At 45.7% G+C, this 24,625-nt stretch carries 26 protein-coding genes; 11 read left to right on the forward strand and 15 right to left on the reverse strand.

The window, feature by feature from the left end:
- The first annotated feature begins 54 nt into the window (after window positions 1-54).
- Entirely contained in the window at window positions 55-834 is a 780-nt protein-coding gene (gene hemQ / locus ACL9RM_RS14605) for a hydrogen peroxide-dependent heme synthase (RefSeq protein WP_061830116.1), read from the forward strand.
- A 202-nt stretch (window positions 835-1,036) separates the two neighbouring features.
- Here hemQ and ACL9RM_RS14610 read toward each other — a convergent pair whose 3' ends face one another.
- Window positions 1,037-2,227: an NAD(P)/FAD-dependent oxidoreductase gene (locus ACL9RM_RS14610; RefSeq protein ID WP_250266609.1), complete on the reverse strand. Its 1,191-nt coding sequence runs from the start codon at window positions 2,225-2,227 to the stop codon at window positions 1,037-1,039.
- Between the two features lie 244 nt (window positions 2,228-2,471).
- Here ACL9RM_RS14610 and ACL9RM_RS14615 point away from each other — a divergent pair, with 244 nt between their 5' ends.
- The gene (locus ACL9RM_RS14615) at window positions 2,472-3,476 is read left to right on the forward strand and encodes an NAD(P)/FAD-dependent oxidoreductase (protein WP_250266610.1); all 1,005 of its coding nucleotides are present in this window, start codon (window positions 2,472-2,474) and stop codon (window positions 3,474-3,476) included.
- A 160-nt stretch (window positions 3,477-3,636) separates the two neighbouring features.
- Here ACL9RM_RS14615 and ACL9RM_RS14620 read toward each other — a convergent pair whose 3' ends face one another.
- A complete protein-coding gene (locus tag ACL9RM_RS14620) occupies window positions 3,637-3,780 on the reverse strand; it encodes a sporulation histidine kinase inhibitor Sda (protein WP_007431918.1) in 144 nt (47 codons plus the stop codon).
- Between the two features lie 282 nt (window positions 3,781-4,062).
- Window positions 4,063-4,719: a YheC/YheD family protein gene (locus ACL9RM_RS14625; protein ID WP_250260487.1), complete on the reverse strand. Its 657-nt coding sequence runs from the start codon at window positions 4,717-4,719 to the stop codon at window positions 4,063-4,065.
- 217 nt (window positions 4,720-4,936) lie between these two features.
- On the opposite strand from ACL9RM_RS14625, the gene ACL9RM_RS14630 reads away from it, so the two are divergent.
- Window positions 4,937-6,472: a Ppx/GppA phosphatase family protein gene (locus tag ACL9RM_RS14630; RefSeq protein WP_069290324.1), complete on the forward strand. Its 1,536-nt coding sequence runs from the start codon at window positions 4,937-4,939 to the stop codon at window positions 6,470-6,472.
- Here the strand turns inward: ACL9RM_RS14630 and ppk1 are convergent.
- Complete coding sequence (gene ppk1, locus ACL9RM_RS14635; protein ID WP_025724043.1) at window positions 6,432-8,540, reverse strand: polyphosphate kinase 1; 2,109 nt, start codon at window positions 8,538-8,540, stop codon at window positions 6,432-6,434. The two genes, ACL9RM_RS14630 and ppk1, sit on opposite strands and share 41 nt — an antisense overlap.
- 307 nt (window positions 8,541-8,847) lie before the next feature.
- On the opposite strand from ppk1, the gene ACL9RM_RS14640 reads away from it, so the two are divergent.
- From ACL9RM_RS14640 to ACL9RM_RS14650, 3 genes are all read left to right on the forward strand, one after another.
- Entirely contained in the window at window positions 8,848-9,093 is a 246-nt protein-coding gene (locus ACL9RM_RS14640; protein WP_007431922.1) for a hypothetical protein, read from the forward strand.
- Between the two features lie 200 nt (window positions 9,094-9,293).
- The gene (locus tag ACL9RM_RS14645) at window positions 9,294-9,956 is read left to right on the forward strand and encodes a futalosine hydrolase (RefSeq protein WP_250268960.1); all 663 of its coding nucleotides are present in this window, start codon (window positions 9,294-9,296) and stop codon (window positions 9,954-9,956) included.
- Window positions 9,957-10,814, forward strand: a complete 858-nt coding sequence (locus ACL9RM_RS14650; RefSeq protein WP_250266611.1) for a 1,4-dihydroxy-6-naphthoate synthase — start codon at window positions 9,957-9,959, stop codon at window positions 10,812-10,814. It begins immediately after the preceding gene.
- A 157-nt stretch (window positions 10,815-10,971) separates the two neighbouring features.
- On the opposite strand, the gene ACL9RM_RS14655 is transcribed toward ACL9RM_RS14650, so the two are convergent.
- From ACL9RM_RS14655 to ACL9RM_RS14680, 6 genes are all read right to left on the reverse strand, one after another.
- On the reverse strand, window positions 10,972-11,292 hold the full coding sequence (locus ACL9RM_RS14655; RefSeq protein WP_014277849.1) for a hypothetical protein: 321 nt from the start codon (window positions 11,290-11,292) through the stop codon (window positions 10,972-10,974).
- A 313-nt stretch (window positions 11,293-11,605) separates the two neighbouring features.
- Window positions 11,606-11,896, reverse strand: a complete 291-nt coding sequence (locus ACL9RM_RS14660) for a hypothetical protein (protein WP_013311821.1) — start codon at window positions 11,894-11,896, stop codon at window positions 11,606-11,608.
- A gap of 18 nt (window positions 11,897-11,914) precedes the next feature.
- A complete protein-coding gene (locus tag ACL9RM_RS14665) occupies window positions 11,915-12,241 on the reverse strand; it encodes a hypothetical protein (RefSeq protein ID WP_250266612.1) in 327 nt (108 codons plus the stop codon).
- Window positions 12,199-12,417 carry a YkvA family protein gene (locus ACL9RM_RS14670; RefSeq protein WP_302058612.1) on the reverse strand — a complete coding sequence of 73 codons (219 nt, stop codon included), beginning with the start codon at window positions 12,415-12,417 and terminating at the stop codon, window positions 12,199-12,201. The genes ACL9RM_RS14665 and ACL9RM_RS14670 overlap by 43 nt, the downstream gene beginning before the upstream one ends.
- 182 nt (window positions 12,418-12,599) lie before the next feature.
- Complete coding sequence (locus tag ACL9RM_RS14675) at window positions 12,600-14,330, reverse strand: RICIN domain-containing protein (protein ID WP_422759375.1); 1,731 nt, start codon at window positions 14,328-14,330, stop codon at window positions 12,600-12,602.
- Between the two features lie 763 nt (window positions 14,331-15,093).
- Window positions 15,094-15,981: a DMT family transporter gene (locus tag ACL9RM_RS14680; protein ID WP_250266614.1), complete on the reverse strand. Its 888-nt coding sequence runs from the start codon at window positions 15,979-15,981 to the stop codon at window positions 15,094-15,096.
- A 147-nt stretch (window positions 15,982-16,128) separates the two neighbouring features.
- Between ACL9RM_RS14680 and ACL9RM_RS14685 the strand changes: the two genes are divergently transcribed.
- Window positions 16,129-17,007, forward strand: coding sequence for a LysR family transcriptional regulator (locus ACL9RM_RS14685; protein WP_250266615.1), 879 nt, complete (start codon window positions 16,129-16,131; stop codon window positions 17,005-17,007).
- A gap of 193 nt (window positions 17,008-17,200) precedes the next feature.
- Here ACL9RM_RS14685 and ACL9RM_RS14690 read toward each other — a convergent pair whose 3' ends face one another.
- On the reverse strand, window positions 17,201-18,778 hold the full coding sequence (locus ACL9RM_RS14690) for a sigma-70 family RNA polymerase sigma factor (RefSeq protein WP_250266616.1): 1,578 nt from the start codon (window positions 18,776-18,778) through the stop codon (window positions 17,201-17,203).
- A gap of 190 nt (window positions 18,779-18,968) precedes the next feature.
- Complete coding sequence (locus tag ACL9RM_RS14695) at window positions 18,969-19,334, reverse strand: hypothetical protein (RefSeq protein ID WP_250266617.1); 366 nt, start codon at window positions 19,332-19,334, stop codon at window positions 18,969-18,971.
- Between the two features lie 261 nt (window positions 19,335-19,595).
- Here ACL9RM_RS14695 and ACL9RM_RS14700 point away from each other — a divergent pair, with 261 nt between their 5' ends.
- Complete coding sequence (locus tag ACL9RM_RS14700) at window positions 19,596-19,796, forward strand: hypothetical protein (protein ID WP_250266618.1); 201 nt, start codon at window positions 19,596-19,598, stop codon at window positions 19,794-19,796.
- A gap of 150 nt (window positions 19,797-19,946) precedes the next feature.
- On the opposite strand, the gene ACL9RM_RS14705 is transcribed toward ACL9RM_RS14700, so the two are convergent.
- Window positions 19,947-20,306, reverse strand: coding sequence for a HesB/IscA family protein (locus tag ACL9RM_RS14705; RefSeq protein ID WP_013311832.1), 360 nt, complete (start codon window positions 20,304-20,306; stop codon window positions 19,947-19,949).
- A 372-nt stretch (window positions 20,307-20,678) separates the two neighbouring features.
- Between ACL9RM_RS14705 and mqnE the strand changes: the two genes are divergently transcribed.
- Both mqnE and ACL9RM_RS14715 read left to right on the forward strand, forming a co-directional pair.
- Complete coding sequence (mqnE, locus tag ACL9RM_RS14710) at window positions 20,679-21,785, forward strand: aminofutalosine synthase MqnE (protein ID WP_023990177.1); 1,107 nt, start codon at window positions 20,679-20,681, stop codon at window positions 21,783-21,785.
- A gap of 204 nt (window positions 21,786-21,989) precedes the next feature.
- The gene (locus tag ACL9RM_RS14715) at window positions 21,990-23,057 is read left to right on the forward strand and encodes an NAD(P)/FAD-dependent oxidoreductase (RefSeq protein ID WP_061829841.1); all 1,068 of its coding nucleotides are present in this window, start codon (window positions 21,990-21,992) and stop codon (window positions 23,055-23,057) included.
- A 111-nt stretch (window positions 23,058-23,168) separates the two neighbouring features.
- Here ACL9RM_RS14715 and ACL9RM_RS14720 read toward each other — a convergent pair whose 3' ends face one another.
- Complete coding sequence (locus ACL9RM_RS14720; RefSeq protein WP_023990179.1) at window positions 23,169-23,426, reverse strand: YuzB family protein; 258 nt, start codon at window positions 23,424-23,426, stop codon at window positions 23,169-23,171.
- Between the two features lie 87 nt (window positions 23,427-23,513).
- On the opposite strand from ACL9RM_RS14720, the gene ACL9RM_RS14725 reads away from it, so the two are divergent.
- Window positions 23,514-23,759 (forward strand): NifU family protein, encoded by a 246-nt coding sequence (locus ACL9RM_RS14725; RefSeq protein ID WP_013311836.1) that lies wholly within the window; start codon window positions 23,514-23,516, stop codon window positions 23,757-23,759.
- A gap of 92 nt (window positions 23,760-23,851) precedes the next feature.
- On the opposite strand, the gene ACL9RM_RS14730 is transcribed toward ACL9RM_RS14725, so the two are convergent.
- Window positions 23,852-24,616, reverse strand: a complete 765-nt coding sequence (locus tag ACL9RM_RS14730) for an SDR family oxidoreductase (protein ID WP_250266619.1) — start codon at window positions 24,614-24,616, stop codon at window positions 23,852-23,854.
- Between the last annotated feature and the right edge of the window lie 9 nt (window positions 24,617-24,625).

Below are 24,625 nucleotides of genomic sequence, written 5' to 3' on the forward strand. Positions count from 1 at the left end.
CACATATTTCGGCTAAGCCGATTATCATTTACAGATCGTAAAGGAGTGTAGATCGTGAGTCAACATCAACCACAACAAACCCCAGCAACACCCAACGAAGTAGCCTCCACACTGGAAGGCTGGTATGCGCTTCACGATTTCCGGTCCATCAACTGGACAGCATGGAAGACCGCAGACGATGAAGAGCGCGCCGGAGCACTGGACGAGCTTCAAGAGTTTATGAAGGAATGGAACGTTACCGAGGAAGCGGGTCTGGGCAGCTCAGCTGTCTATACTATAGTCGGACAAAAGGCTGATTTTGTCATGATGCACCTGCGCGAAACGCTGGAAGACCTCAATAAACTGGAAAATGACTTTAACAAAACAACCTTCGCCAAATATACAACCAAAACCTATTCTTATGTGAGTGTGGTGGAACTAAGTAATTATTTGAGCAAAGATGAAGATCCAATGCAAAATCCACAAATCGTCGCACGCTTGAAGCCCGTATTAAACAAGGCGCGTTATATTTGCTTCTATCCAATGAACAAAAAACGTGACCTGGACGACAACTGGTATATGCTTTCGATGGACGAGCGTCGCACCTTGATGCGCAGCCACGGTTTAATTGGACGCAGCTATGCTGGCAAAGTAAAGCAAATTATTTCCGGTTCCGTCGGCTTTGACGATTGGGAATGGGGCGTAACACTGTTCTCCGATGACGCACTTCAGTTCAAGAAGCTAATCTACGAAATGCGTTTTGATGAAGTCAGTGCCCGTTACGGTGAATTCGGCTCCTTCTATGTCGGCAGCGTGTTGAATGAAGAGACATTTGAAGACATGTTGAAGCTGTAAGACGCAGACATCAACTCTTACTGAATAAAACCGAGGATTTCGTGAACTCCCACTTTCGGGACGACGGAATCCTTTTTTATAAGACTTAAAACTATAATAGAAAACAAGAACAATGAAAAAAAGGCCTCCGAGCTCCTGTATAAGAGCTGTGGAAACCTTTTTCTGCTCGTATTGTTTTTGCATGTTGACTACTCGTCTGAGGTTAGAAAAACCGCCCTTTTTTCAGTACCAGTGGAATTCCGCCAATGATGAACAGATAGCGGAGATCCACAATTTTTTTCAATTGTGCGGCCACCCAACCTTTTATTTTACGTTTGCCCACCACGGCGACGGCTTCGCCTTTTCCAAGCGAAGCAACCGTCCCTTTGTTAGAAAATACGAACTTGTGCAGCTCCTTTTTGCGAAGAGTAGCGGCCAGATTCTTGGCACAAAGGACCCCTTGCTGCATCGCAATTTGGGCAGTCGGTGGATAAGGACGTCCTTCGGGATTAAACATCAGGGAGCTGTCCCCGATAATAAAAATATCATCGTGGCCCGGTGCACGCAGAAAATCGTCGATTTTCACCCTTCCGCGCATCACTTCGAATCCGGCTTTCTCAATTAATCCGTTCCCACGAATCCCTCCCGTCCAGACCACCGTGCAGGCTTCGATTTTCTCACCCTCACCAACGATTACACCATCCTGCAAGCATTCCTTAATCGGAATTCCAATGCGGAAGGTGACCCCTTTACGCTTAAGGACATCCATCGCATACTCCACCAGTTCAGGATCGAACCCTGGCAGTGCCGTAGGAGCTGCCTCGACGTTAATGATTTGAATCCGGTTAAAATCGATGTCATACGCTCTAGCGAGCTGTGGCAAACGATCCGCCAACTCCGCTACAAACTCAATCCCGCTGAAACCAGCGCCCCCAACGACAAAATTGAGGCGACCTTGCTTACCATCATTTTTATACAAGGCCAGTTGGTATTCAATATGCTCACGAATCAGGCGAACCGAGTTAATACTGCGAATCGTCAGCGCGAACTTATCCATCCCCGGAATACCGAATGTTTCTGGCTCCCCGCCTAGTCCGATGACCAAATAATCGTAGGACAGCGAGCCATCCTCCAGCACGATTTTTTTCTCCTTTGGTATGATTTCCTTAACCGTTCCTTTGACTAAATCCACCTTGAACTCATCGATTAGCTGCGCAATCGGAATCCTTGAATGTTCAATCGTATCTGTACCTGCCGCAGGCATATGAAGATGTGTCGTAATATAGTGGTAATCATGACGGTTAATCAGCGTGACATCCGCCTCATTGTGCTTGAGCTCCTTTTGCAATTGCTGAGCCGTCAATATACCGCCATATCCGGCGCCCACAATGACAATTTTGGGAATACTGCTCATGCTTCTACCCCTTCCGATATACATAATCATAATCATTAATTGTTCACAGCTGTTCTCTCAAAACGGTGAATTGATACTCACAGAAAAGTCTTCATCAAATATTAATCGCTTTAACTTTGCAAGCGGAACCCAGCAGTTTATAATGATAAACAGTGAATCATGCGTTCGGCGGCTATCTGAACCTCTATGCGGCTGATTCAATATCTACAAATCCCATACTATCCCTTTCGGAGGTGTTTTTAGAGTGACAGCTCAATCCACAGGTGCGGAGATCCGCGATCTGATTATTATCGGAGGCGGTCCAGCCGGTATTTTCGCCGCTTTTTACGGAGGAATGCGTCAGGCATCCGTCACCTTAATTGAAAGTATGCCCCAACTGGGCGGCCAGCTTGCAGCCCTTTATCCTGAAAAATATATTTATGACGTTGCTGGCTTTCCTAAAGTGACTGCACAAGAACTGGTTAACAATTTGGTTCAACAAATGAACCACTTTAATCCAGAGGTGCAGCTAGAAGAGAAAGTCGTATCGTTAGAGAAAAAGGAAGAACGCCACTTCATTGTAAAAACAGACAAAGGTGGCGAGTATCATGGTAAAGCGGTTATTATTACCGCTGGTGTTGGTGCTTTCGAGCCGCGCAGACTGGAGCTTCTAGGTGCCGAGCGTTTTGAAAAAACGAACCTGCATTACTTTGTCAGCGACCTGAGCAAATTTGCAGGCCGAAAAGTGCTTATCAGTGGTGGTGGTGACTCTGCTGTAGACTGGGCACTTATGCTGGAACCGATTGCAGAACAGGTTACATTGATTCACCGCCGTGACAAATTCCGTGCGCATGAACACAGTGTCGAAAACCTCCTCGCTTCCAAAGTAAACGTTATTACACCAACGGAAATTACAGAATTGCATGGAGAAGACACGATTACTAAAGTCACTCTTGCTCATGTAAAAACCAAAGAAACACAGGAAATTGAAGTGGACGATGTGATCGTTAACTTTGGATTTGTATCCACACTTGGCCCGATTGCTGAATGGGGAATTGAAATCGAAAGTAACTCTATCGTGGTCGACTCTCGCCAGGAAACAAATATTCCCGGCATTTTCGCCGCAGGGGACATTACGACCTATCCAGGCAAGCTCAAGCTGATTGCGGTCGGCTTTGGTGAAGCTCCTACGGCAGTCAACAACGCCAAGGTCTATGTAGATCCAGATGCCAAGTTGTCTCCCGGGCACAGCAGTAACATGAAATTGTAGTCTAGTTTAGACTATGACAAAAAAGGGTATTTTACTCCAAATTTGATTCTTTGGAGTGAAATACCCTTTTTTACGGTGTGCCTATTCGTTGCAGTGATTGTCCGTAAAGTCATCCGAACCCTGAATGACTTTACAGTCGCAGTACGAGAGCTTGTCCGGTCTAATGAAGGACTACGGCTGTATTCATCTCTAGATTTCTTTTGTGAATCTCAGCCAGCAACAGTGCAATGAAGTCACATTCAAGTTTAAGCTCGATTGCCATCTGATAGGAATCCAAAAGCATTTCATCCGTCAGCATAGCCATCCTCGACACAACCTTTCCTTTTATTTCAAAATCTATTCTATCAAAATACCAAAATCGGAACAAGCGTTCTGTTATCCACAGTCAATTGTGGAAATCCTGTGTATAAATTGTTGGTAAGTGTCGTTAACCCATATATGTGACAGGGGATAATGTGGACAATATTTATACACAGAATTTTGACGCTCGAACACAAAAAAAATATTTTTATTATTTATACAAATATATTATATTTAGCGTCTTGTTAATAGATTATATTGGAATTTTTTTAAAGAAATCAGAAATTTATTGCGGTCTTGTATTAACCTCTAAAATCCATACCCGTCCACTCTGATCAAGCCCGTAATCAAATCCCAGTTGTCCGATCCCAGGAAATCTTCTTTCCAGTACAGGAATACAGCGTCGTGTAAGTTCAATGATCTCTCGCCGCTTTTGAGTAGCAAGCCGCCGGGGATATATCATCCGAAGCGCCTCTGTTCCCTTCAGCAAAGTTCCCCCTTTGCACAGATTCGTAATGACCAGCCCAGGCCGAGCATGACGTGCAACCACCGCACGGAAAACCCATCTCTGCCCTTCCTTCACAACTTTGACTCGATAGTCGACAGGTCTACCTTGAATACTTGCCAGTTGGATGCCTTGTTGAATGAGATATGGACGTTGGATTCTGAGCTTATTAATTCCGATTACAAGCGCTTTAAAATGACTGAACCGGTGCGTGTGCTCCATACGCGTACAGGTGTATCCCCTACGCTCCTTTGCCACACGCATGACTCCGACTCCTCCGCCTCCTTTCACAGGTTTTATAAATACAAAAGCATGCCGCCGCAGCATCATGCGCAATTGTTCTTCACTATATAGACAGGTTTCCGGTATATAAACGGCGGTATGTGGATGGTGGAGCAGCGCCTTCGTCTTTAGCCATTTGCTTGCAAGTTGTCTCATCTAACCCTCTCCTTTCGCCGTCAGGTATACTTATACATACTCAACAGGAATGTTCTATTCTTGGATGATTGTCCGCGGCATGTGCCTATTTCGACAAGATCATGGCGAACGGTAGCATGCACCGAACATCACTGGTACAATGACAATAATCTACTACCATTTGCACGGAGCAACGGAAATTACCGGCAAATCGTTTTTTCAACAAGGAGGTCAACTCATGAATAGCAAAATTGGCATCATGGACATTGGCTCAAACTCCATACGTCTGGTGATCTATGAAATGACAGAGACAGGAGCCTATCGAATTGTGCAGGAATGCAAAGAAGCTGCCCGACTGAGCGAAAAGGTTGGGGCCAACGGCCGTATGGAACGGGAGGCGATTCGAAGCATCGCTCCATTGTTACGCCAATTTATGGCGGTATGCCATATGCACGGGGTTGTCCGTATGCGTGCAGCAGCAACAGCAGCCATCCGCAATGCCACGAATTCGGACGAAATCGTCCAATGGATCGCGGAGGAGACAAATTTAACACTGGAAATACTCAGCGGGGAGCAAGAAGGCTATGCCGGTTTTCTGGGCGTAGTGAACACTATGAATGTGAGTGACGGAATCATTATTGACATCGGGGGTGGCAGTACCGAAATTACGCTGTTCCGCGATCGAAAGCGACTGCATACGGTGTCATTTCCCTTTGGCGCCGTCAATATGAATTGGCGCTTTGGACGTGAGGTTAAGAATGGCGAATGGTCTCCTCAGCAGATTGAGGAAATGGAGAGCTTTGTCCGTTCTTCACTGCAAAATCATGATTGGATCTTCTCCAATCCGGGTCTGCCATTCATCGGGCTGGGCGGAACCCTGCGTACTTTGGCTAAAATCAATCAGAAGCGGCAGGATTACTCACTTCCTGTGACGCACCATTACGAAATGACGATAGAAGATGTCGATTACTTCTATGGCAGTCTGCCCCATCTTCCCTATGAAAAACGCAAAAAAACAGCCGGCCTGTCCAAGGACAGAGCCGACATCATTGTACCGGGTCTTATTATATTGAAAACGATATTTGAAGCTGCTCAAGGCTCCGCGTATTTGGTCAGTGGAGCGGGTCTGCGAGACGGCCTATTTCATGAGCTGGTCAACGCTGAACAGCCCGTGGTAGCTAATCCGCTTATCACATCCATTCGCAATATCCTTTCGTTTGCTGTCCCGGTTAGCGAAGCGCATGTCAAGCGGGTTAACGAGTACGCCGTCCGTCTTTATGACACATTGGCTAACGGAACCTCAGCTGCTATGGACAAGCGCTTGTTACTGACCGCAGCAACTCTTTACAAAACGGGGGCTGCCTTGAATTATTATCATTTCCGCCAGAATTCCGTATTCTGGATTTTACATGCAGGCATTGGCGGTCTGTCCCATAGGGAAACGGTACTAGCCGCGTTGATCGCGGATTACCATCCCAAGAACCGGACTCCCCGTTTGCTACGCACACATGCCGATATTTTGGAGCCTTCCGACGAGGAACGTGTACATCGGCTCGGCTCGCTGCTCCAGCTCGCGATTGGCATGGATCGGAGTGAGTCGGGAATGATTACCAGCATCAATCCCACTACTGGGGATGACGCACTGCATCTTCGTCTGGAAAGCAAGAGTGAACCCATATTAGAACAACGGGAGCTAGAATCGGTTGCCAAGGATTTTCAAAAGGCGTGGAACCTTACATTGTCGTGGTCCATTCTACCTTCTTCCAATTTCTAACCTTCATCGCTTCAGATTGGCTCCTAATGGGAGCCTCTTTGTCGTTTCTGGACACAAATTGATAGCTGCCGTTAGGTAAAAGCTGGCGTGCCTTCACATTATCCCTTAACGATAAATGCAGAATATCTGCCAGCATTTCTTTGATCCCGTCATCATAAATCGGGCACATCAGTTCAATTCGGCGGGTCAAATTGCGCGTCATCCAATCCGCACTGGACAAAAATAACTCGGAGTTCCCTCCATTTTCAAAATAAAACAATCTGGAATGCTCCAGGAAGCGGTCTACAATACTGATGACACGTATGTTCTCGCTGAATCCTTCCACACCGGGACGCAAACAACAAACCCCTCTAATGATAAGATCAATCTTCACACCTGCCTGGGAAGCCGCATATAGTTCATCGATCATCTCTTGATTGGATAAGGAGTTGATCTTGGCAATAATCCGGGCGGGCTTACCTGCCAATGCTTGCTCAGCTTCCCTACGGATGAGTTCAAACAGCTTGTTCTTCATTCCCGTTGGAGCCACCGTAAAAGCTTGCAAAGTCTTGAGCGCAGAGAATCCCGTAATTTCATTAAACAGTTCGGAGGCATCCTCTCCCAGTACCGGATCCGACGTAAACAATCCGATATCCGTATACACGCGCGCCGTGCTTTCATTATAATTGCCTGTGCCTACGTGCACATATCGTTTGAGCGCGTTGCGCTCATGACGTATGACAAGAATGATTTTGGCGTGCGTCTTCAAGCCAACCAACCCATACACTACGTGACAGCCTGCTTTTTCAAGCGTACGCGCCCAGGCAATATTACGTTCCTCGTCAAAACGGGCTTTCAGCTCCACCACCACCGTTACCTGCTTGCCCGATTCGGCTGCACGTGCCAATGCCGGAATCAGCTTCGATTCCCCGTTGACACGGTACAGGGTCATTTTGATTGCCATCACATCCGGGTCCTCTGATGCCTCAATGATAAAATCAGTCACCGCATCGAATGATTCATATGGATGGTACACGAGCACGTCCCGTTTGCGAAGTACGTTGAAAATATCCTCTTGTGGGGGCAGTTCTTCCGGATACAGTGGTTTGATTGCCGGAAATTTCAAATGCGAATACCCCTCCAAATGATCGGCAAAAGACGACAAAAACGTCAGATCGAGCGGCCCGTCCATCTCAAACACATGATCGAACAGCTTGAATTCGCGTTGAAGCTCCATCAAGGCATAGGGATGAATCCCTTTTTCTACTTCCAGTCTAACCGGCGCCCCCCGGCGTCTTCGACGCAGCTCTTTTTCAATCTCTTCGAGCAAATCTTCGATCTCTTCTTCATTAATGGATAAATCGGAGTTACGCGTAACACGAAAGGCATGAACCGCCTCCGGAACATATCCGGTGAACAGCGTTTGGATGTGATGCTTGATTAGTTCCTCAATTAAAATAAATGATTTCTTCTTGCTGTTCGACCGCAAAGGCACCGTAACAACACGTGGAATATTCGAAGGCACCTGCACAATGGCAAAAAGCGGTTTATCCTCCTCCGTATCCCCGGGACGTCTCAAGACGACCGCTAAATATACGTATTTATTGTGAACGAGTGGAAAAGGACGGCTCTGATCGACCGCCATCGGCGTGAGTACCGGAAATATAATTTCATGAAAATATGCATCCAGCGACTTGCGCTGTGTTGTATTTAAGTCTTCATATTCGAGCAGTAAAAGACCTTTTTTCGTCAAGAGGCGAGAAATATCACGATAGGTCCGGTATTGTTCTGATACCATCGAGACGGTACGCTTGATCAGCCGTTTGTACAAACCGGAAGGGGTATATCCCGTAAAATCCTTTTGCATAAAACCCGCCTTGATCTTCTCGCGCGTCTCTGCAACACGAACAGCCATAAACTCATCCAAATTGCTAGATACAATCGCCAAAAATTTGGCTCTCTCCAGCAACGGTGTATCTGCATCCTGAGCTTCCTGAAGCACACGGCGATTAAATTCAATCCAGCTTAAATCTCGGTTAAAGTAACGTTCTGACCCGGCTTTATCCTTATTCTGACTCTCTATCAACATATGGCCTCCATCAATTCATGCAGTATAGTATCCCTTTATTGTACTATTAGATGAAACGCACTAGCATCACAGCAGTGTAAACGCAATGTAAAATGTGTGTAAACACAAACTGGATGTTTGAAAAGGTCAATCGGACGCTTTACAAAAATAGCATTAAGCGGTACAGTGTTTACGTCTGTTTCATAGAGTAGATTGACAAACCGTTCCTTTTTCAGTTGTTTATGTTCATTATGATGTGTAGTAATCATTTAGTAGCCACGTTCAATTGCTGATTTTCAAATGGCATGATATAGGGAGGATTTACGTTATGGAACCCAAGAAAACGCCACGCGTACTGCAAAAAAACATCGAATTTTTCACCGCGGCGCTATCTCAACACCTCGTTTCGGTCTGGCAAGAGGACCCTACAGGTGTATACTGTGAGATTGGCTGTGGATATATCGAGTTATTCAGTAGCGAGATGATTCGGGTGCGCAATCAAGATGGAACCCCAAGCCATTATGACCGCAATATCACCATGTTTCAGTTAATCACGAAGGATCAGCCGATATAATTATTATATGCTATGCCTGCGCTGTTCTTCCAGATTAGAATTGTTTAATGTTTACAACTATCGATTTTTCATATCTGCTAATCTTGCAGTTTTTCCAAAAAGCGCCTCAGAGCGCTTTTTTTGTCGACTTTTTTGAACATCGTTTCGAAAAGCAGTATGATAAGGGAGCATATTACCTAAATTTAAAGGGGACTCAACCGATGGAGCATACAACATCAGATGGGCACATCCTGGTTATGACCGCGGTTGAAGCCGAACGGGAAGCTGTACTGCGCGGCCTGCAAGGCGATACCCGTTTTGTGGTCGAGCTGGCTGGCGTGGGCGCACCGTCCGCAGCGGCTTCAACCGCGCTAGCACTGGCGGCGGCCGGTGACTACCGTCTGGTCATCAGCGCCGGAATTGGTGGCGGCTTCGTCGAGGTCGCTGCACTGGAGAGCGTCGTTGTTGCTGACGCGATCATTGCCGCCGACCTGGGGGCAGAGACGGCAGAGGGCTTCAGCAGCGTGGACGAGCTGGGTTTCGGCTCAAGCCGAATTGCCGTGAACGTTGCCAACGCGCAGCGAATCGTTCAGGCGTTGCGTGCCGCTGGACAGACGGCTGTCGCGGGGCCGATCCTGACCGTCTCCACAGCCACCGGTACGGCGGCAACAGCGGAACGGCTGGCCAAGCGCGTTCCCGGAGCTGCTGCCGAAGCGATGGAAGGCTACGGCGTAGCCGTGGCGGCAAATAGACTGGAACTGCCGACGATGGAAATCCGCACGGTTTCCAATGCTGTCGGTCCACGTGACCGTGCAGCCTGGCGGATCAAAGAGGCTTTGCAAGCGTTGGAAGCCGCATTTTCTACATTAACGGAGGTTATATAGATGCAAATTGCTTTTTCACCTTGTCCCAACGACACTTTTGTCTTCCATGCCCTGACGCATGGATTGATTCCGGGCGCACCCGCGCTGGACATTACATTTGCCGATATCGACATCACCAACAATCTGGCGATCACACCAGACGGACTGGATATCATGAAAATTTCGTATGCTGCACTCCCTTGGGTGCTGGATGAATATGCCCTGCTGCCTTGCGGGGGCGCACTGGGCCGGGGTTGTGGGCCACTCGTACTGACCAAGGAAGGTTCCACCGTCGAAGGCCCGGAGGCCCTGTCCGGCAAGCGTGTAGCCGTTCCGAGTGAACGTTCCACTGCCTATCTGCTGTTCCGCCTGTGGGCAGCCAAGCATGTGCCTGGGGGTGTCGGCGAGATCGTCGTGATGCCGTTCGACCAAATCATGCCTGCTGTCCGTGACGGGGAGATAGATGCCGGACTGGTTATTCATGAAGCACGGTTCACGTATCCGTCCTACGGACTTAGTAAGCAAGTCGATCTGGGGAACTGGTGGGAAGAAGATACAGGGCTCCCAATCCCGCTCGGAGCCATTATTGCCCGACGTACGCTGGATTTGGATGCGATCACAAACTGGATACGCGCCTCTGTCGAATACGCTTGGAAGCATCCAGAAGCTTCGCGTGAATATGTATTGTCTCATGCGCAGGAGCTTTCACCCGATGTCGCCCAATCTCATATCGACCTGTATGTTAACGATTTTACCGCCAATTTGGGCGACAGCGGATATGCCGCCATCGAAGCTTTGCTTGGTCGCGCTGCGCAGGAAGGGCTGGTACCTTCGTTTGATTTAGCCCAACTGCGCCCTACTTCCACAACAACACGTTAAAAGGGACAGACATGCCATGCATGTTTTTCTGCTGAATAGAGTAGTTTAAACATATAAAACCTCCCGAACGAGCACATGGCCTAGCCGTGCGCCCCATTCGGGAGGTTTTATCATTTCATATGGCGAATCCTCATTCGGACTCGCTTGATCCTTATTCTTAGTTCTGTTCCTGCTCCACAACCTCGGTCTTAAATACGTTATCCAGTTTGGTACCCAATCTTTTGACCAGCGGCACCTTGATATCCCGGCTCAGCTCCTTGAAAAAAGCGTCCATGTCACAATTAATCTTATCCAACACGACCTTCACGGTGCCCTCTGCCAAGATCTGCTCATTCAGATCCTCCGGTACGGTAACCGAGATATCATACTTCTTGCTTAACGTTTTAATGTAGCGGGTAAAGATTTCGATAAGCTCCTCATTGTTGAACTTCTCAACTGCAACTTGCCCTTTGTTAGTAAATTTCAAATTCACTCTCACGTTAGCATTTCCCCTTTTCCTTTTGACCATTTATTTTGGATAAACGTTGAACCTTTCAGAGGCTCTTCAAAGAAAGGGCCTTACCGGTCGTTTTAGACTCTTGTCCTTTGATATACTAAGTATAACACATTAAGGCCGTTTTCATTTCCCAACTTGTCGTTTTATGATAAAAAATGATACAATTTGCGCATTTTCAGCATAAATTCTTTCTTTTCATGCCAATCATTAGAAATAGTTTATACACAAATACACAAAAAAACGCCTATCTCGCAAAAGAAAGACGTTTCCGTATAGATGCCCAAGTGGTATGCATTTACAGAGGCTTCGTACATTCCCAACCATGTGAACGATACTCACGCACAGCGTCTCGTATATCCTCAATATCATCAGAATGCAGCAAAACGGCAGGTAGAATTACCCAATATTCATTCTCCGCTAGATCAATAAATACGTCCTCGACATCGTAATATTGCATATCGCCAAATGCCGTATCCCTGATTTTCTGTCCAACCAAAGGTGTAAACTGGGAATCAAATGTTTTCATCACCTTCGTATATTCCTTCACGCCCGTTGCCGAGATCTGCTGTGAAATAATGACGCTCAATGCTGTTACCTCCCTGACCTAATAATGCTCATTATACCCTTCTCTCAGACCCTCTACAAAACCTTGCGCAAAAAAAATCATAAAAATCAATAGTCCAATACCAATAGCTACGGAGCTGATTACGATAATGAAGATACCCTGCGTGTTTCTTTGTTCCATTCGTTTCGTTAAAATTCCGAAAACCAAACCTAAGACACCCAACAATCCTCCAAAGACAAAAAAACTAAATATGAACCCCAAACCTGCAAAAATCCAGCCAAAGAAAGCGAGCAACCATCCCTGCTGCTGCGGCTCACTCTGCTTCATCTGCCAGCGTTCCCTCGCTGTAGGTGTATATCTGTCCATTCCTTCTCCCCCGCATCATCTGTAAAACCCAACATCGGAATAACATCTGATATAGCATCTAATGGAGAAATAAAATACGCCAAGGCTCCGAATGCTACGTAGATTCCTCCTATTGCCCTGATGAGTTTAAAAGTACCACCTTCCCGCTTACCAAGCGGATAATTTTGAACCGTCATTTCCACTAACTCAACAGACTTATAGTCATATTTTACTATGACCTCCTTTGATATTCTAGTATATTTATACTAATCCTTGCTCCTATGTATTTGTACAGGCTTTTGCTTGATTTCAGACAAACTAAACGACCTTCCCCATTAGAATTTCGAGAAAAGGCCGTTACTACAACAATATGAATCTTTTACTGTTTACCGCTACTATAAACCGTACTTAACTTGGATGTTGCTCTGATGCCATTTGGACCTTCAATAATGGCACGTCCTTGTTCAGTATAACTCGATCCTCCCCAGTCGTTTGACATATCCAAATATTCTAGACCCGATCCATTTCCTTTCCAAGACCACCCGAGATAGCCTACACCTTTTTGTTGGGCGTAACTCATAATGGTGGCCTCATCAACATCACCATTTGTATGCTTGATTCCGAATTCTCCAATGATGAGAGCTAGATTTTTGTTTAATACATTGTCAATATTGCTTTTTACTGTTTCGGCATTTCCTCCAGCGTATTCGTACATATGAATGGAGAACATCGTATTTTTAAGCGGATCGGCATCAAACACTTGCGTTCCGTAGTCAAAAATCGACTTCGGATATTGACCCCAACCAGCGGCGTCAACCATAATGGTATTTTTGATGCCAGCATTTCTTAGCTTTGGAATAACTGATTTATACCCCTGGGCCCAGCCGTTTCCATCCCAAGTACCAAACCATTCATTCGCAATGTTGAGAATGACTGTATTTTCTTTTCCAATCAGTGCGCTCTTCATTTCAATCCAGTAATCTGCGATTTTATTCAACACAGCAGCATTATCACTTCCCGTACCATCGTGTACTTCAAGGATAACAACCAATTTGTTTTGTTCTGATAAAGTGATCAGGTTTTGCAACGCTGACAAATCATCTTTCGTCCATTGCTGACCGTCTGACAGCACGATTCTAATCGTGTTCGCTCCTGTTTTGGCAATTGCAGGTATCGCAACCGACTCTTGACCTTTGTACCAAGTGTAAGCGTGATTAATTCCTCTCATGACAAAGGGATTTCCCTTGCCATCATAAAGCGTCGTACCTTTAACATAAAATCCTGTATTTTGAGAGGAGTCGGAACTTGTTGTTACTTTTAAGACATTACTTGGTTCCGAAACATTGCCTGCTGCATCTTTCGCTTTTACAGTGAAATTGTAGGATGTGTTCGCAGTGAGACCCGTCACTGTATAACTTGTTGTGGCGCTCGTGCCTATCAGATCTGTTCCGTTATAAATAACGTAGCCAGTTACACCTACATTGTCTATTGAGGTCGTCCATGTGAGAGTGACAGATGTGCTCGTCTTGGATGAGCTTTGGAGGTTTGTTGGGGCGGTTGGTGGTGTCGTATCTGCTGTCGTATCAATCTGCGTGAATCTCCACCTTTGCTGAGCGCTACCGTTGTCGGCCCATTGTTGAACGTTTGCACCGTCATGGGTATAACCACCGACAACATCCAATGCTTTACCACTAGATTGCGAGATCAGCTTATAATATCCACCACCAGCGTCAATGATTTTCCACTTTTGCTGAGCGTTCCCATTGTCGGTCCATTGTTGAACGTTCGCTCCGTCATGGGTATTACCACCGGCTACATCTAATGCTTTACCACTAGATTGCGAGATCAGCTTATAATACCCATCCCCAACGTCGACCACTCTCCACTTCTGTTGCTCCTTTCCGTTATCGGTCCATTGTTGAACATTCGCTCCGTCATCCTTGGACCCCCCTTCAACTTCCAAGTTTTTTCCGCTATGCTGTGCCGTAATTTTGTAAACAGCATCTGAAATAATATCCGATTGGGCAGACGGTGTTGGATCAAGCGTTAGATTAGTAACTCCATCATTGTTAGCGCTTACAATAGTGGTCGGCAATATATAAACAAGCATTCCTAACGAGATCAAACACGACAATAATTTCTTCATTTTGTACCCTCCAGGTAACCAGCGTTACCATTCACCGTTTGCTCGAAGTTTCCAACATTTCTATTTAACCGCATCTCAACATACACCTCTCCCTTAGCTTATATATTCAAATTTCCATCCCTTAGGCACGTACTATGATCTCTCCCTCCCGGCCATAATTCGGAAAAGAAAAAAGAACCAAAAAAAGAGCTCTATCCTAATATTAGGTAAACGCTTTCAATTGTTCCAAACTAATTATGTGATTGGGAAATGAATTCTTACTCATTCTAGTTTACGTTATACTAAATGTCAATTGTTAGCATAACAAAAATCTGTAAAATACAATGATTATTTAAAAAACAAACATTCTATTAAAATAACAAATTAGTGATATTGAATACCAAGCTTCTTTTATCATCTCTATTTTTGCTATAAAACAATTATATTCATTCATTTTTTACATAAGGACGAAAAACATAAAAAACACAAAAATCTTTAAAAATATTTTGTTATTCTAATGTTTTTTTATAACATCATATCTTGTTAGCTAATTTTGTACGACAACCTCTACCATAAATTTAAATTTTTTCGATGATCTTGAATAGCATAGCAAATGAGTTCTTTGAAAATCATAGTCAAAAAAGCACGCTATATTGGTGCTTCCAATATGCGTGCATGAAAGAAGTTATTGAAGTTCTTCTTGATCCATCGCTCCCGTTAATCCTCAAATGTCTCACCGTTCTGATACTTAGTGGGATAACTCTATTCTTTCTTTAATATTTACCAGATACACACTGCCTGCAATCAGCACCAGCCCCACAACAAACGTCAAAGTAAGTGATTCCTTGAGCATTACCATACTAAAGACCGTGGACAACACCGGTATCATAAACGTATAGGAGCCGACGGTTCCCGCATCTCCGTTGTCGATTAGTTTAAAATAAATCATCCAGCCCATCGCAATCACGAATATCGAAATAAACAATAAAATTGCGATAAAGGAGGTCGTCCAGTGAATATCGCTCCATTTCTCGGTCGTAAATCCAATGCCATTAAGTATAATCCCTCCCAAAACGAGCTGCATCGTCACCGCCCAAATGGAATCCAACTGTTGGCTTTTTTTCTTCATATAAATCGTTCCGAGCGCCCAGCACAGTCCTGAAGCTAGCCCCAACACAATGCCCAGTACCGATAAATGCCCTGCCATTCCACCAGAGCTAATCACGATCACTCCGCCAAAACCCAGCACCAGTCCAATGACCTTCAGGGGAAACATACGCTCCCCCAACCACATCCAGGAGAATAATCCCAACAGGATCGGCTGAAGGAATACTAAAGTGGAAAATAACCCAGCAGGCAAATAACGCAACCCTACCGTCTGCAAGCCATAGTAGCCTGCAATATTAAATATGGCCAGCACCAGATAAGTCCACCCATTCTGTCTAAAGCGTAAGGTTTCCCGATGACGCATAGCGAACAACAGCAGAATCACACCACCCAGTAGGGTACGGAGTCCTGAAAAAAATATCGGCGGCGCATCTGGCAAAGCCAGCTTGGTCAACGGCCAGTTGATCCCCCATACCATCACTAATATCAAGACAAGCCACAGCGTAGCTTTAGGTGTTAATTTTTTCATAGATGTCTTCTCTCCCTTAGATTTATCGCTCATTGCTTTACGTCTACAATCTGAATAGCCGTTTGCAAAGTTTTGCTTTACTAGCGTATACTGTGGTCACTAATAAATAAAATGAATATTTTCAATAAGGGAGATAACTTTTCACTTATGACCATTACTCAAATTATGATCTTCGTTCGCGTAGCTGAAACGCTAAACTTCACCCAAACTGCCCATGAGCTGCATATGACGCAGCCCGCGGTCAGCCATGCCATCGCCAGCATCGAAAACGAACTGGATGTCCAGCTATTGCTGCGAGACCGAAAAAAAGGAGTGCTGCTGACCGATATCGGTCACAAAGTACTGCTGGAATTCCGGATGATGCTGCAAAGCATGGAAAAGGTACAGCAGCAGGTGGCTGCTGAAAAAGGTCTAGACGTGGGCACAATCACGATCGGTGCCTTTCCTTCTGCTTCAGCCTATTTTCTGCCCCCGATTATTCATCATATTCGTCAGCATTATCCGAACCTTGTTTTCGATCTACATGAAGGCTCCACGAATGAAGTCAAGGAGTGGGTGCATACCAGAGAAATCGAGGCGGGTATCATCCTGTTGCCAGACCCTCAGGTAGATGTCATCCCTTTATGTCAGGATGACATGGTTATTCTCCTGCCAGACGGTCACCCTTTGCAATCGCACAATAAAATCGCCATTCGAGACTTGAATCAGCAGGATATGATCTTTTGTAAAGGTGGACATGAGGTCGCCATTATGGAAGGTTTTGAACGCGAGAAAAGTCAGTTGCAGGCACAGTTCATTACTCATAATATCAGCACCTTGGTCAGCATGGTTCGACAGGGACTAGGGATGGGTATTGTTTCTTCACTTGCCTTATCCACGTTCCCTCATAATCTGACCGTCAAGGAAACCTCGCCTCTGATCACACGTCAAATCGGTATAGCTGTACCGTCCCTGCACAATGCTTCACTTGCTGTACAGTTATTTGTGCGGACCGCGCAGGAGCTGTTTACAGATTCGAAGCAGTAGAAGCATTGGATTATGATCATAAGGAGGTCTATTCATATACAGGAAACTCAATTCATTGGACCGGATAGCTAAGTTCCTAACCTATTCCCGGTGATTTTTCTTGTTTTAATATGGTGTACTAAAAAAATAAAAAGGAGTTTTCCATAAACGGAAAACTCCTTCGCACGTTAAGCTATTTACTGCTACAGCTTGTTCAATGTCGGACCACCAATTCTCCGGCTACATCATCCCAGCGCCAAGAAACCTCATGTCCATGGAGATGCAGCCCCCCAAACCACTCATCGATCCCTTGAACTGCAATGCGGTCCGCTGATCCATTCAGTACCTCTTTACCCAACTCTGTCAGAATTACCTTTCGGTTCAGAAAATCCGGAATTTGTCTGAAATTCAAGCCAGCCTCATCCCCGTCAATCATCAGCAAAGGATGTTCACCTTGCACCAAAGCACGAATAAATTTCCAGTATTCGAGATCACCCATGCCGAGCACATGCAGAACGTCTGTTACCTGACGAAATAATTCCAATGGCGTATCCACTCCATTATGAACGGTCTGAAGCGTGGTCTGTTCCACAATGCCAAGACCATTCCGCTCCGAGGGCAACCGCTTGAGATGTGCTTTGAAGGCTTCATAGGCAAAAGGTAGGCCAGATGCTGCCAGTTCTGCCTTCTTGTCTTCCAACAGATTAGCCATTTGAGCAGGATCAGGAGAAGCATACGCCTGCCAAAGCTCGCTTCCGAGCTCCATTTCTTGCCGTTCAATAGTTCGCCAGGTCCCGGATAATGTCTGAAGCTGTGCCGGAGTGAGCTGTCCCAGTCCATGAAATCGCTCGATTCCCGGAAACTCCCCAATACAGAGCAGGCTCAGCTTCGTATGGCCCAGTTTCTGTTTCTTGAACCAGTGGAGCAGATAGGCGAGCATGCTCTGATCAAACAGGTCATGTTCAAACCACAATACGACTTCATCATACTTGATAAATTTACGAAGTTTCTGCTCTTGTTCCTCACAACCCACAATATATTCGCTGGCCGGAATACCCATCGTTTCTTCCAACACCCTGGCCCGCAATGCCCGTTCTTCCGCCCCCGCTGGATTTGCAAATATCGGCCCTGCCGGATATACCTCTCTCCATACAAGCACGTCACCCTTTACAACACCCTGCTTCAACATGTCACCTACAACATCACCGTTAACAATATGTAGCATGTTTTGCCCTCCCTCATACAAATGATTGAACACGGAGACGAGGTCGGCCACCGGGAGTGTACCTTTCAATTTTCGGCGGGCATCGTGCAGCCGCTTCTTAAGCGTCGGGACCGGAGTGCCCAAATAATCGGAAATTTCCTGAAGAGAGTAACCGTAAAAATAAAACAGCCGCAGAGGCACGCGCAGCTTTGCAGACAGTGCCTTCACCGATTGCTGCAGAACTTGGCTCTCCTCCCTACGCTCTGCAATTTCTACCAAACCCGGTACTCCTCCCGATACCTGCACAGCCTCATCCAGAGGAAGCATCGAATGATGCTTGCGCCGCAGCGTCCGCTGGCACTGTCTTACGACAATGGTCTTGAACCAGCCTGGAAAAGCTGCCGGGTTCTGTAGCTTCTCCAGATTCTGATAAGCCTCTATGAACGCATCCTGCACGGCATCTTCCGCGAGATGGACATCCTTCAGCATGTCATAGGACACGGCATATGCCATTCCGCGAAAATGCAGCATCAGCTGCCCAAACGCTTCCGCATCCCCTAGCCGCGCCTTTTCAACCCACTCCCTCATACGTCCCTAGCCTCTTTTCTTTCGTGTTCTTATTCTTAAGTGCCAACTCCATAGGGGAAGGTTACAAATCATATGATTAAAAAATGAATGATTGATAAATAGCGTCACTGAACACAGCAACCATATTAACAGATTCTTTCTCAAATGAAGCATAATATAGTTACAGCTGATAGTTCCCAACAGAAATATGTCATCCTTTATTTTTTACGAGGTTAAGTTCAATATGACTTCGACCATGTAGCCATAGCAGTTCATCCAGTAAAAACGCCAGTCCATCCTTACTACGCAAACGCTCGATCAGTTCTGTAACGACTTCCATAATCTCACGCTGCATATTCTTCGCTAGTTGGAGGCCCCCACTTTCCCCATCCACATAAAGATATGGATGATCCGGTTGATCTATCTTTCGTACATGCCGCAGACACAATATCCCTTGTTCAAGATAAAAGAAATAGCTACGATCATACAGAACTCCCTCAAATAATTCATACATATGAGGATCATCATCAGGTCCATATACCATGACAACTCTTTTTAAGCCAACTGGATTGCTCATATATACTTTCACCCCCTCAGAATTGTAATTGTAAGTTCCTATACTTGAAATTTTAGTGAAGTAAAACTCTAATTTAAATAATGTGAACTTTCATTCGACAAGTCCTGGAGGTTTGTATGCAATACTGTAATTTATGTATAAGAAGTCGTTCATTAAATACATTCGCATTATGGTATATATATTAAGTTAACTTCTATTTTGTTAATAAGCTACTTATACTATATGTTTTGAATTCTTATAATCAAATTGGAGAGTGATACAATGAATTTTATAAAATCTATTTATACAAAACAAAACGTAAATAGCTCAGTACTCTTTTTTGCATTTTTAGTTTTATATAGTGTTTTTTCTGAGATTGAGATTAAACCCGTAGCTCTTTTACTTTTTACAGTTGCATTTGCCTTTTTTAATGCCCTGAGTAAATTTGTCCAATCTACACGTAGTGATAATGATCTTAAGTAAAGTAATCTTTACACATTAAAAAGACCTCCAGGACGAATATAGTACGTGACTATACCGTTCTGGAGGTCTTGATTTACATTTTCGAATTGCTAACACCCCATCATGAAGGTTTGCAGACAATTCATTTTCATTGTACCCTTTTAAACTATCTTAACAAGGCTCTTCGTTCGGTTTTCCGGCATCCGTAGCCGTACGGAAGCTTGAACCGCAGCCGCATGTAGCTACAGCATTCGGATTATGAATCGTGAAGCCGCCTGACATTCCAGACTCTTCAAAGTCGATTTCCAGACCGTCCAGGTAGCGGATGCTTTCCTTTTCCACTACAATCTTCATATCCTGTACGTTCATATATATATCCTGATCCGTCTCGTTGTCGTCAAAGCCCATTGCATACGAAAATCCGGTGCAACCGCCCGGAGTAACACCCAGACGTAAAAACATATTCGGCGTTTCCTGCTGCTCCAGCATATCCTTCAAACGCTCAGCAGCGGAATCGGTGATGTTAATCATAGCTCCATCCTCCTCTTTTACTTCATGTTCTCCTTCAGTATACTCCACTATTTGCACGTGCTCAAGTCATGGAATGTCCTTCCCTTACAGGCTTAAAGACCTGTTTTTCTATTCGTTTGTATTGAACACCGGTGGTGTGAGGTTTATAATAGGTGAAGAGTGTGTAAAAGAAACTGTCGGAAATTTGTCATTTCAAAGGCGATATTTTGAGATATTCATCATTGTAGCCTGGCATTGTAACATTTTTCACATATCGTATATCCGCGCTGCCGGATTCTTACCGACGGAACGGGACATCCTGTGCGCACTTAGCGCTTGTGCCGCTGATTTGGCGGACAGCCTCGCACAGAGCAACTTGAAGGAGGAATAGGCATGTCCACATTAGTTACACCTTTTACAGACCGCAGAATGGCGGAAATTGTAGAAAAGGTACAGAACGGTATTCGTTTGAACCTTGAAGACGGAATATATTTGTATGAAACTGACGATATCCTCACACTGGGACAGTTGGCTAACGAAGCTAATTTACGCAAGAACGGAAAAAAGGTTTATTTTATCGAAAACATGAGCCTGTACTTCACCAATGTATGCGAAGCGCGCTGCGCGTTCTGCAATTTCCGCAAGGATCAGGGGGAGGACGGCTCTTATACGTTGTCCGGGCAGGAAATGATTGATTATGTAGAGCAACACATCCATCCGGGAGTAAGAGAATTCCATATCGTCGGTGGTCATAATAATCATGTGCCTTTCCAATACTATGTAGACTCATTGAAGGCTCTGAATGAAAAATATCCCCACGTTACACTGAAAGCTTACACAGCAGCGGAAATTGACTTTTTCACACGCATAAGCGGCTTGAGTATTAAAGAAGTGCTTCAGGAGCTGCAAAAGGCTGGACTTCAATCCCTGACTGGTGGTGGCGCAGAAATCTTGTCCGACGAATATCGGAAGAAGATGCGTGTTACGAAAGCCAACGTGGACCGCTATCTCGAAGTACATCGCACGGCCCACAATCTCGGCATGAAAACTCATACGACCATGCTGTACGGTTCGGTCGAATCGTATCAGGATCGTATTGAACATATGCTGCAAATTCGTGAATTGCAGGACGAAACGAACGGATTTATGGTATTTATTCCACTGTCCATGCAGCCGAAAAGCAAAAACGCCAACATCATGCGCCGGAACTCCGCTTACGAGGATCTCAAAACCATTGCGATCAGCCGCCTGATGCTGGACAATATCGACCATGTCAAAGCTTACTTCATTAATATTGGCCCGCAATTGACGCAGGTCGCTCTCACCTTTGGCGCATCAGACGTGCATGGCACGATTGTGCGCGAGCAGATCAGCCACGCCGCAGGTGCTTTGACCCCTGCCGGATTGACCCGTAAAGAGCTGATCTGGCTGGTCAAAGGTGCCGGACGCATACCTGTTGAACGGGACACCTTCTATAACGAAATCGAAGTTTTCGAATAAATGTAATATCGGATTCAGATTTCCCGCGAGCATTTCATCCCCATTACTCACACCATGCAGCATCATGCTGCCTCGGAATACGCTGGTCTGCCTGCCAAAGGCAGGCCCGATTCTCGGGTTTTATAACAACAAAAACTTGTGTTAGATCAACGAGACACCAGACCATTTGCCGGGGACACGGTAGCGAAAGGAAGGCGGATTTTGATGAAAAATTTCGTTATTCTGGGGGGCGGCTATGGCGGCCTTACCATTGCCAAAGAATTGCTGGATAAACACATTCCCGACGATGTTCAAGTTATTTTAGTGGATCGAATGCCCTTTCAGGGGTTAAAAACAGAGTATTATGCCCTCGCGGCTGGTACGGTTTCTGACTTTGATTTACGGGTGCATTTTCCAGATGAGCAACGTCTTATTCGCAAATATGGAGAGGTCACCTCGATGGATCTGGAGAATAAAATGGTCCATTTTCAAGACGGTGAACCCTTGTCCTATGACCAGCTTGTCATTGCGTTGGGTTGTACCGACCGCTTTCACAATACACCGGGGGCTGAAGAACACAGCTGTACGATCCAGTCGTTTAACCATACCCGCCAAACCTATCTGCGCTTGAACGAAATCAAGCCATATGGACATGTCCATATTGTAGGCGGCGGTCTTAGCGGTGTTGAGATTGCTGCGGAGTTACGTGAAAGCCGTACAGATTTGAATATTACCATTATGGATCGGGGCGAGCGGGTGCTGTCGGCATTCCCGCAACGTTTGTCTGCCTATGTACATGCTTGGTTCAAGGAGCATCAGGTTAATGCCCTGAATCATGTTGCGGTTTCCCGTATTGAGCCGGGGGCTATTTATAACCGTGACGAGCAAATTGTAACGGATGCAGTCGTATGGACGGCCGGGATTCAGCCGGTAAAAATTGTGCAGGATTTAGCTGTCCCTAAAGATCCTCAGGGCCGCATCGTGCTCAACGAATATTATCAAATACCGGACCATCCTGAGGTGTATGTGGTCGGAGACTGTGCGAGCCTTCCCTACTCTCCAAGCGCTCAAGCGGCAGAAGTGCAAGGGGAGCAGATCGCACACATTGTACGCGACCTGTGGAAAGGTCAAACGCCTCATCCGCATCCTTTAAAGCTGCGTGGTACATTAGGCGCACTTGGCAAGAAGGCCGGGTTCGGCTATGGCTTTATGGGCAGTACCTCATTGCGCGGACGAGTACCACGCCTGCTTAAAAGCGGTGTGCTCTGGAAGTCCAAACGCCATTTTGGATAAACGTATGCTCAAGAAACAAAGAAGACCCGCTCTCAGAGCAGGTCTTCTTTGTTTCTTGAGTGTTTGCATCATGTATATTCTCTACAAAAAGGAGCTGGCTAACAGAGCCTTTCAATCCAAATCTAGGTTATCCCATGCTTCAGCTTCCTTAATTTTGTTCATAATCACTTCGTACAGAAGCTCTGCTGAATCTGCGGATACAATCTCGCCGTTGACCATCGCATAGGGTTCGGCGTTGCACTGACCGCAATTGCTTAGGCAGCCGTATTCAATCACATCATAATCTGGATTCTGTTCCAGCTTGGACATGATTTCATCGGTACCCCAATGCATATTACTGGTGCAAAACTCAATAATAGGTCTTAACATTTTTTCACCTGCTTTGGATGACGGGCATTTTAATTTGGCCCGCTTTGTAATATAATAATAAAGGTATAGGAAAGGAGTTGAATTCTAATGAGCGAAACACAAAGCGTTCAAATGTATGATGAAGTAGCTGATGTACTGGATAAGCTCCGTCCGTTCCTGCAACGCGATGGTGGCGACGTTGAGCTGGTTGACGTTGAAGACGGCATCGTTAAGCTGAAGCTGGTAGGCGCTTGCGGCAGTTGCCCAAGTTCCACGATCACGCTGAAAGCAGGGATTGAACGTGCTCTTCTCGAAGAAGTCGACGGCGTCCAAGAAGTGGTACAAGTATTCTAATGCTTGATGCATAATGATCATGAGAGTCTTGACTTCGGTAACGAAGCTCAAGACTCTTTTTTGTGTTACAGCGTCTGAGGGAGCACTCAAGCTTATATGGTTGGCCGAATGGGGTCCAATCCTCCCGATACATCCATAATATTACCTGTTATAAAATCCGAATGCTCCTCACACAAATAGGCGATCACTCGCGCAATGTCCTCTCCGCTCCCCGGACGTCCACGCGGTGTCTCTTTATCCTGCATGCCGATGACATCGGCGATTGACATTTCCTTATTTGCTCCTCGAATATCCCCTGGACAGATCATATTGACCGTAATGCCATAAGGAGCTTCCTCCACAGCCAGTGATTTCGTAAAAGACACCAGTCCCACCTTGGCGGCTGCGTAGACGGCTCGATGCGGCCAAGCCCTTGCTTCTCCAGCATGACCAAAGCCAAAATGAATAATACGTCCCCATTGTTGGCTACGCATGTGGGGCAATACCAAATGATCCAGCAACATGGTACCGACCAGATTCCCTTGTATCATGGCATGAATCTCAGCTACACTGTAATCCGCAAACAGACGGCGTTCCCGGATGAACGGTCCGGCATTGTTCACCATAATATCGACTCCGCCTAGCCGATCCTGTACTTCACCAATCAGCCTCTTAATATCTTCCTGAACAGAGATATCCCCTTGTAAAGACAAGCAGCGTACTCCCTTAGACTCAATCACCCGCTTAAGCGCTTCAGCTTCTGCTTGGCTATGCACATAATTCAGTGCAATATTACAGCCTTCATCCGCCAGACGCAGAGCGGTCGTTTTACCTAAACCTTTGGCACTGCCCGTTATGAATGCGACTTTATCTCTCAACAATTTTCC

The organism is Paenibacillus sp. S29, assembly GCF_049319765.1.
Lineage (GTDB): Bacteria > Bacillota > Bacilli > Paenibacillales > Paenibacillaceae > Paenibacillus > Paenibacillus polymyxa_B.

What these genes read in the sequence shown, in the direction of transcription:
- ACL9RM_RS14610 (WP_250266609.1), bottom strand. Translation starts at nt 2,227, where the DNA reads ATGAGCAGTATTCCCAAAATTGTCATTGTGGGCGCCGGATATGGCGGT.
- ACL9RM_RS14620 (WP_007431918.1), bottom strand. Translation starts at nt 3,780, where the DNA reads ATGGCTATGCTGACGGATGAAATGCTTTTGGATTCCTATCAGATGGCA.
- ACL9RM_RS14625 (WP_250260487.1), bottom strand. Translation starts at nt 4,719, where the DNA reads ATGAGACAACTTGCAAGCAAATGGCTAAAGACGAAGGCGCTGCTCCAC.
- ACL9RM_RS14630 (WP_069290324.1), top strand. Translation starts at nt 4,937, where the DNA reads ATGAATAGCAAAATTGGCATCATGGACATTGGCTCAAACTCCATACGT.
- ppk1 (WP_025724043.1), bottom strand. Translation starts at nt 8,540, where the DNA reads ATGTTGATAGAGAGTCAGAATAAGGATAAAGCCGGGTCAGAACGTTAC.
- ACL9RM_RS14640 (WP_007431922.1), top strand. Translation starts at nt 8,848, where the DNA reads ATGGAACCCAAGAAAACGCCACGCGTACTGCAAAAAAACATCGAATTT.
- ACL9RM_RS14645 (WP_250268960.1), top strand. Translation starts at nt 9,294, where the DNA reads ATGGAGCATACAACATCAGATGGGCACATCCTGGTTATGACCGCGGTT.
- ACL9RM_RS14650 (WP_250266611.1), top strand. Translation starts at nt 9,957, where the DNA reads ATGCAAATTGCTTTTTCACCTTGTCCCAACGACACTTTTGTCTTCCAT.
- ACL9RM_RS14665 (WP_250266612.1), bottom strand. Translation starts at nt 12,241, where the DNA reads ATGGACAGATATACACCTACAGCGAGGGAACGCTGGCAGATGAAGCAG.
- ACL9RM_RS14670 (WP_302058612.1), bottom strand. Translation starts at nt 12,417, where the DNA reads ATGACGGTTCAAAATTATCCGCTTGGTAAGCGGGAAGGTGGTACTTTT.
- ACL9RM_RS14675 (WP_422759375.1), bottom strand. Translation starts at nt 14,330, where the DNA reads ATGCTTGTTTATATATTGCCGACCACTATTGTAAGCGCTAACAATGAT.
- ACL9RM_RS14680 (WP_250266614.1), bottom strand. Translation starts at nt 15,981, where the DNA reads ATGAAAAAATTAACACCTAAAGCTACGCTGTGGCTTGTCTTGATATTA.
- ACL9RM_RS14685 (WP_250266615.1), top strand. Translation starts at nt 16,129, where the DNA reads ATGACCATTACTCAAATTATGATCTTCGTTCGCGTAGCTGAAACGCTA.
- ACL9RM_RS14690 (WP_250266616.1), bottom strand. Translation starts at nt 18,778, where the DNA reads ATGAGGGAGTGGGTTGAAAAGGCGCGGCTAGGGGATGCGGAAGCGTTT.
- ACL9RM_RS14695 (WP_250266617.1), bottom strand. Translation starts at nt 19,334, where the DNA reads ATGAGCAATCCAGTTGGCTTAAAAAGAGTTGTCATGGTATATGGACCT.
- ACL9RM_RS14700 (WP_250266618.1), top strand. Translation starts at nt 19,596, where the DNA reads ATGAATTTTATAAAATCTATTTATACAAAACAAAACGTAAATAGCTCA.
- ACL9RM_RS14705 (WP_013311832.1), bottom strand. Translation starts at nt 20,306, where the DNA reads ATGATTAACATCACCGATTCCGCTGCTGAGCGTTTGAAGGATATGCTG.
- mqnE (WP_023990177.1), top strand. Translation starts at nt 20,679, where the DNA reads ATGTCCACATTAGTTACACCTTTTACAGACCGCAGAATGGCGGAAATT.
- ACL9RM_RS14715 (WP_061829841.1), top strand. Translation starts at nt 21,990, where the DNA reads ATGAAAAATTTCGTTATTCTGGGGGGCGGCTATGGCGGCCTTACCATT.
- ACL9RM_RS14720 (WP_023990179.1), bottom strand. Translation starts at nt 23,426, where the DNA reads ATGTTAAGACCTATTATTGAGTTTTGCACCAGTAATATGCATTGGGGT.
- ACL9RM_RS14725 (WP_013311836.1), top strand. Translation starts at nt 23,514, where the DNA reads ATGAGCGAAACACAAAGCGTTCAAATGTATGATGAAGTAGCTGATGTA.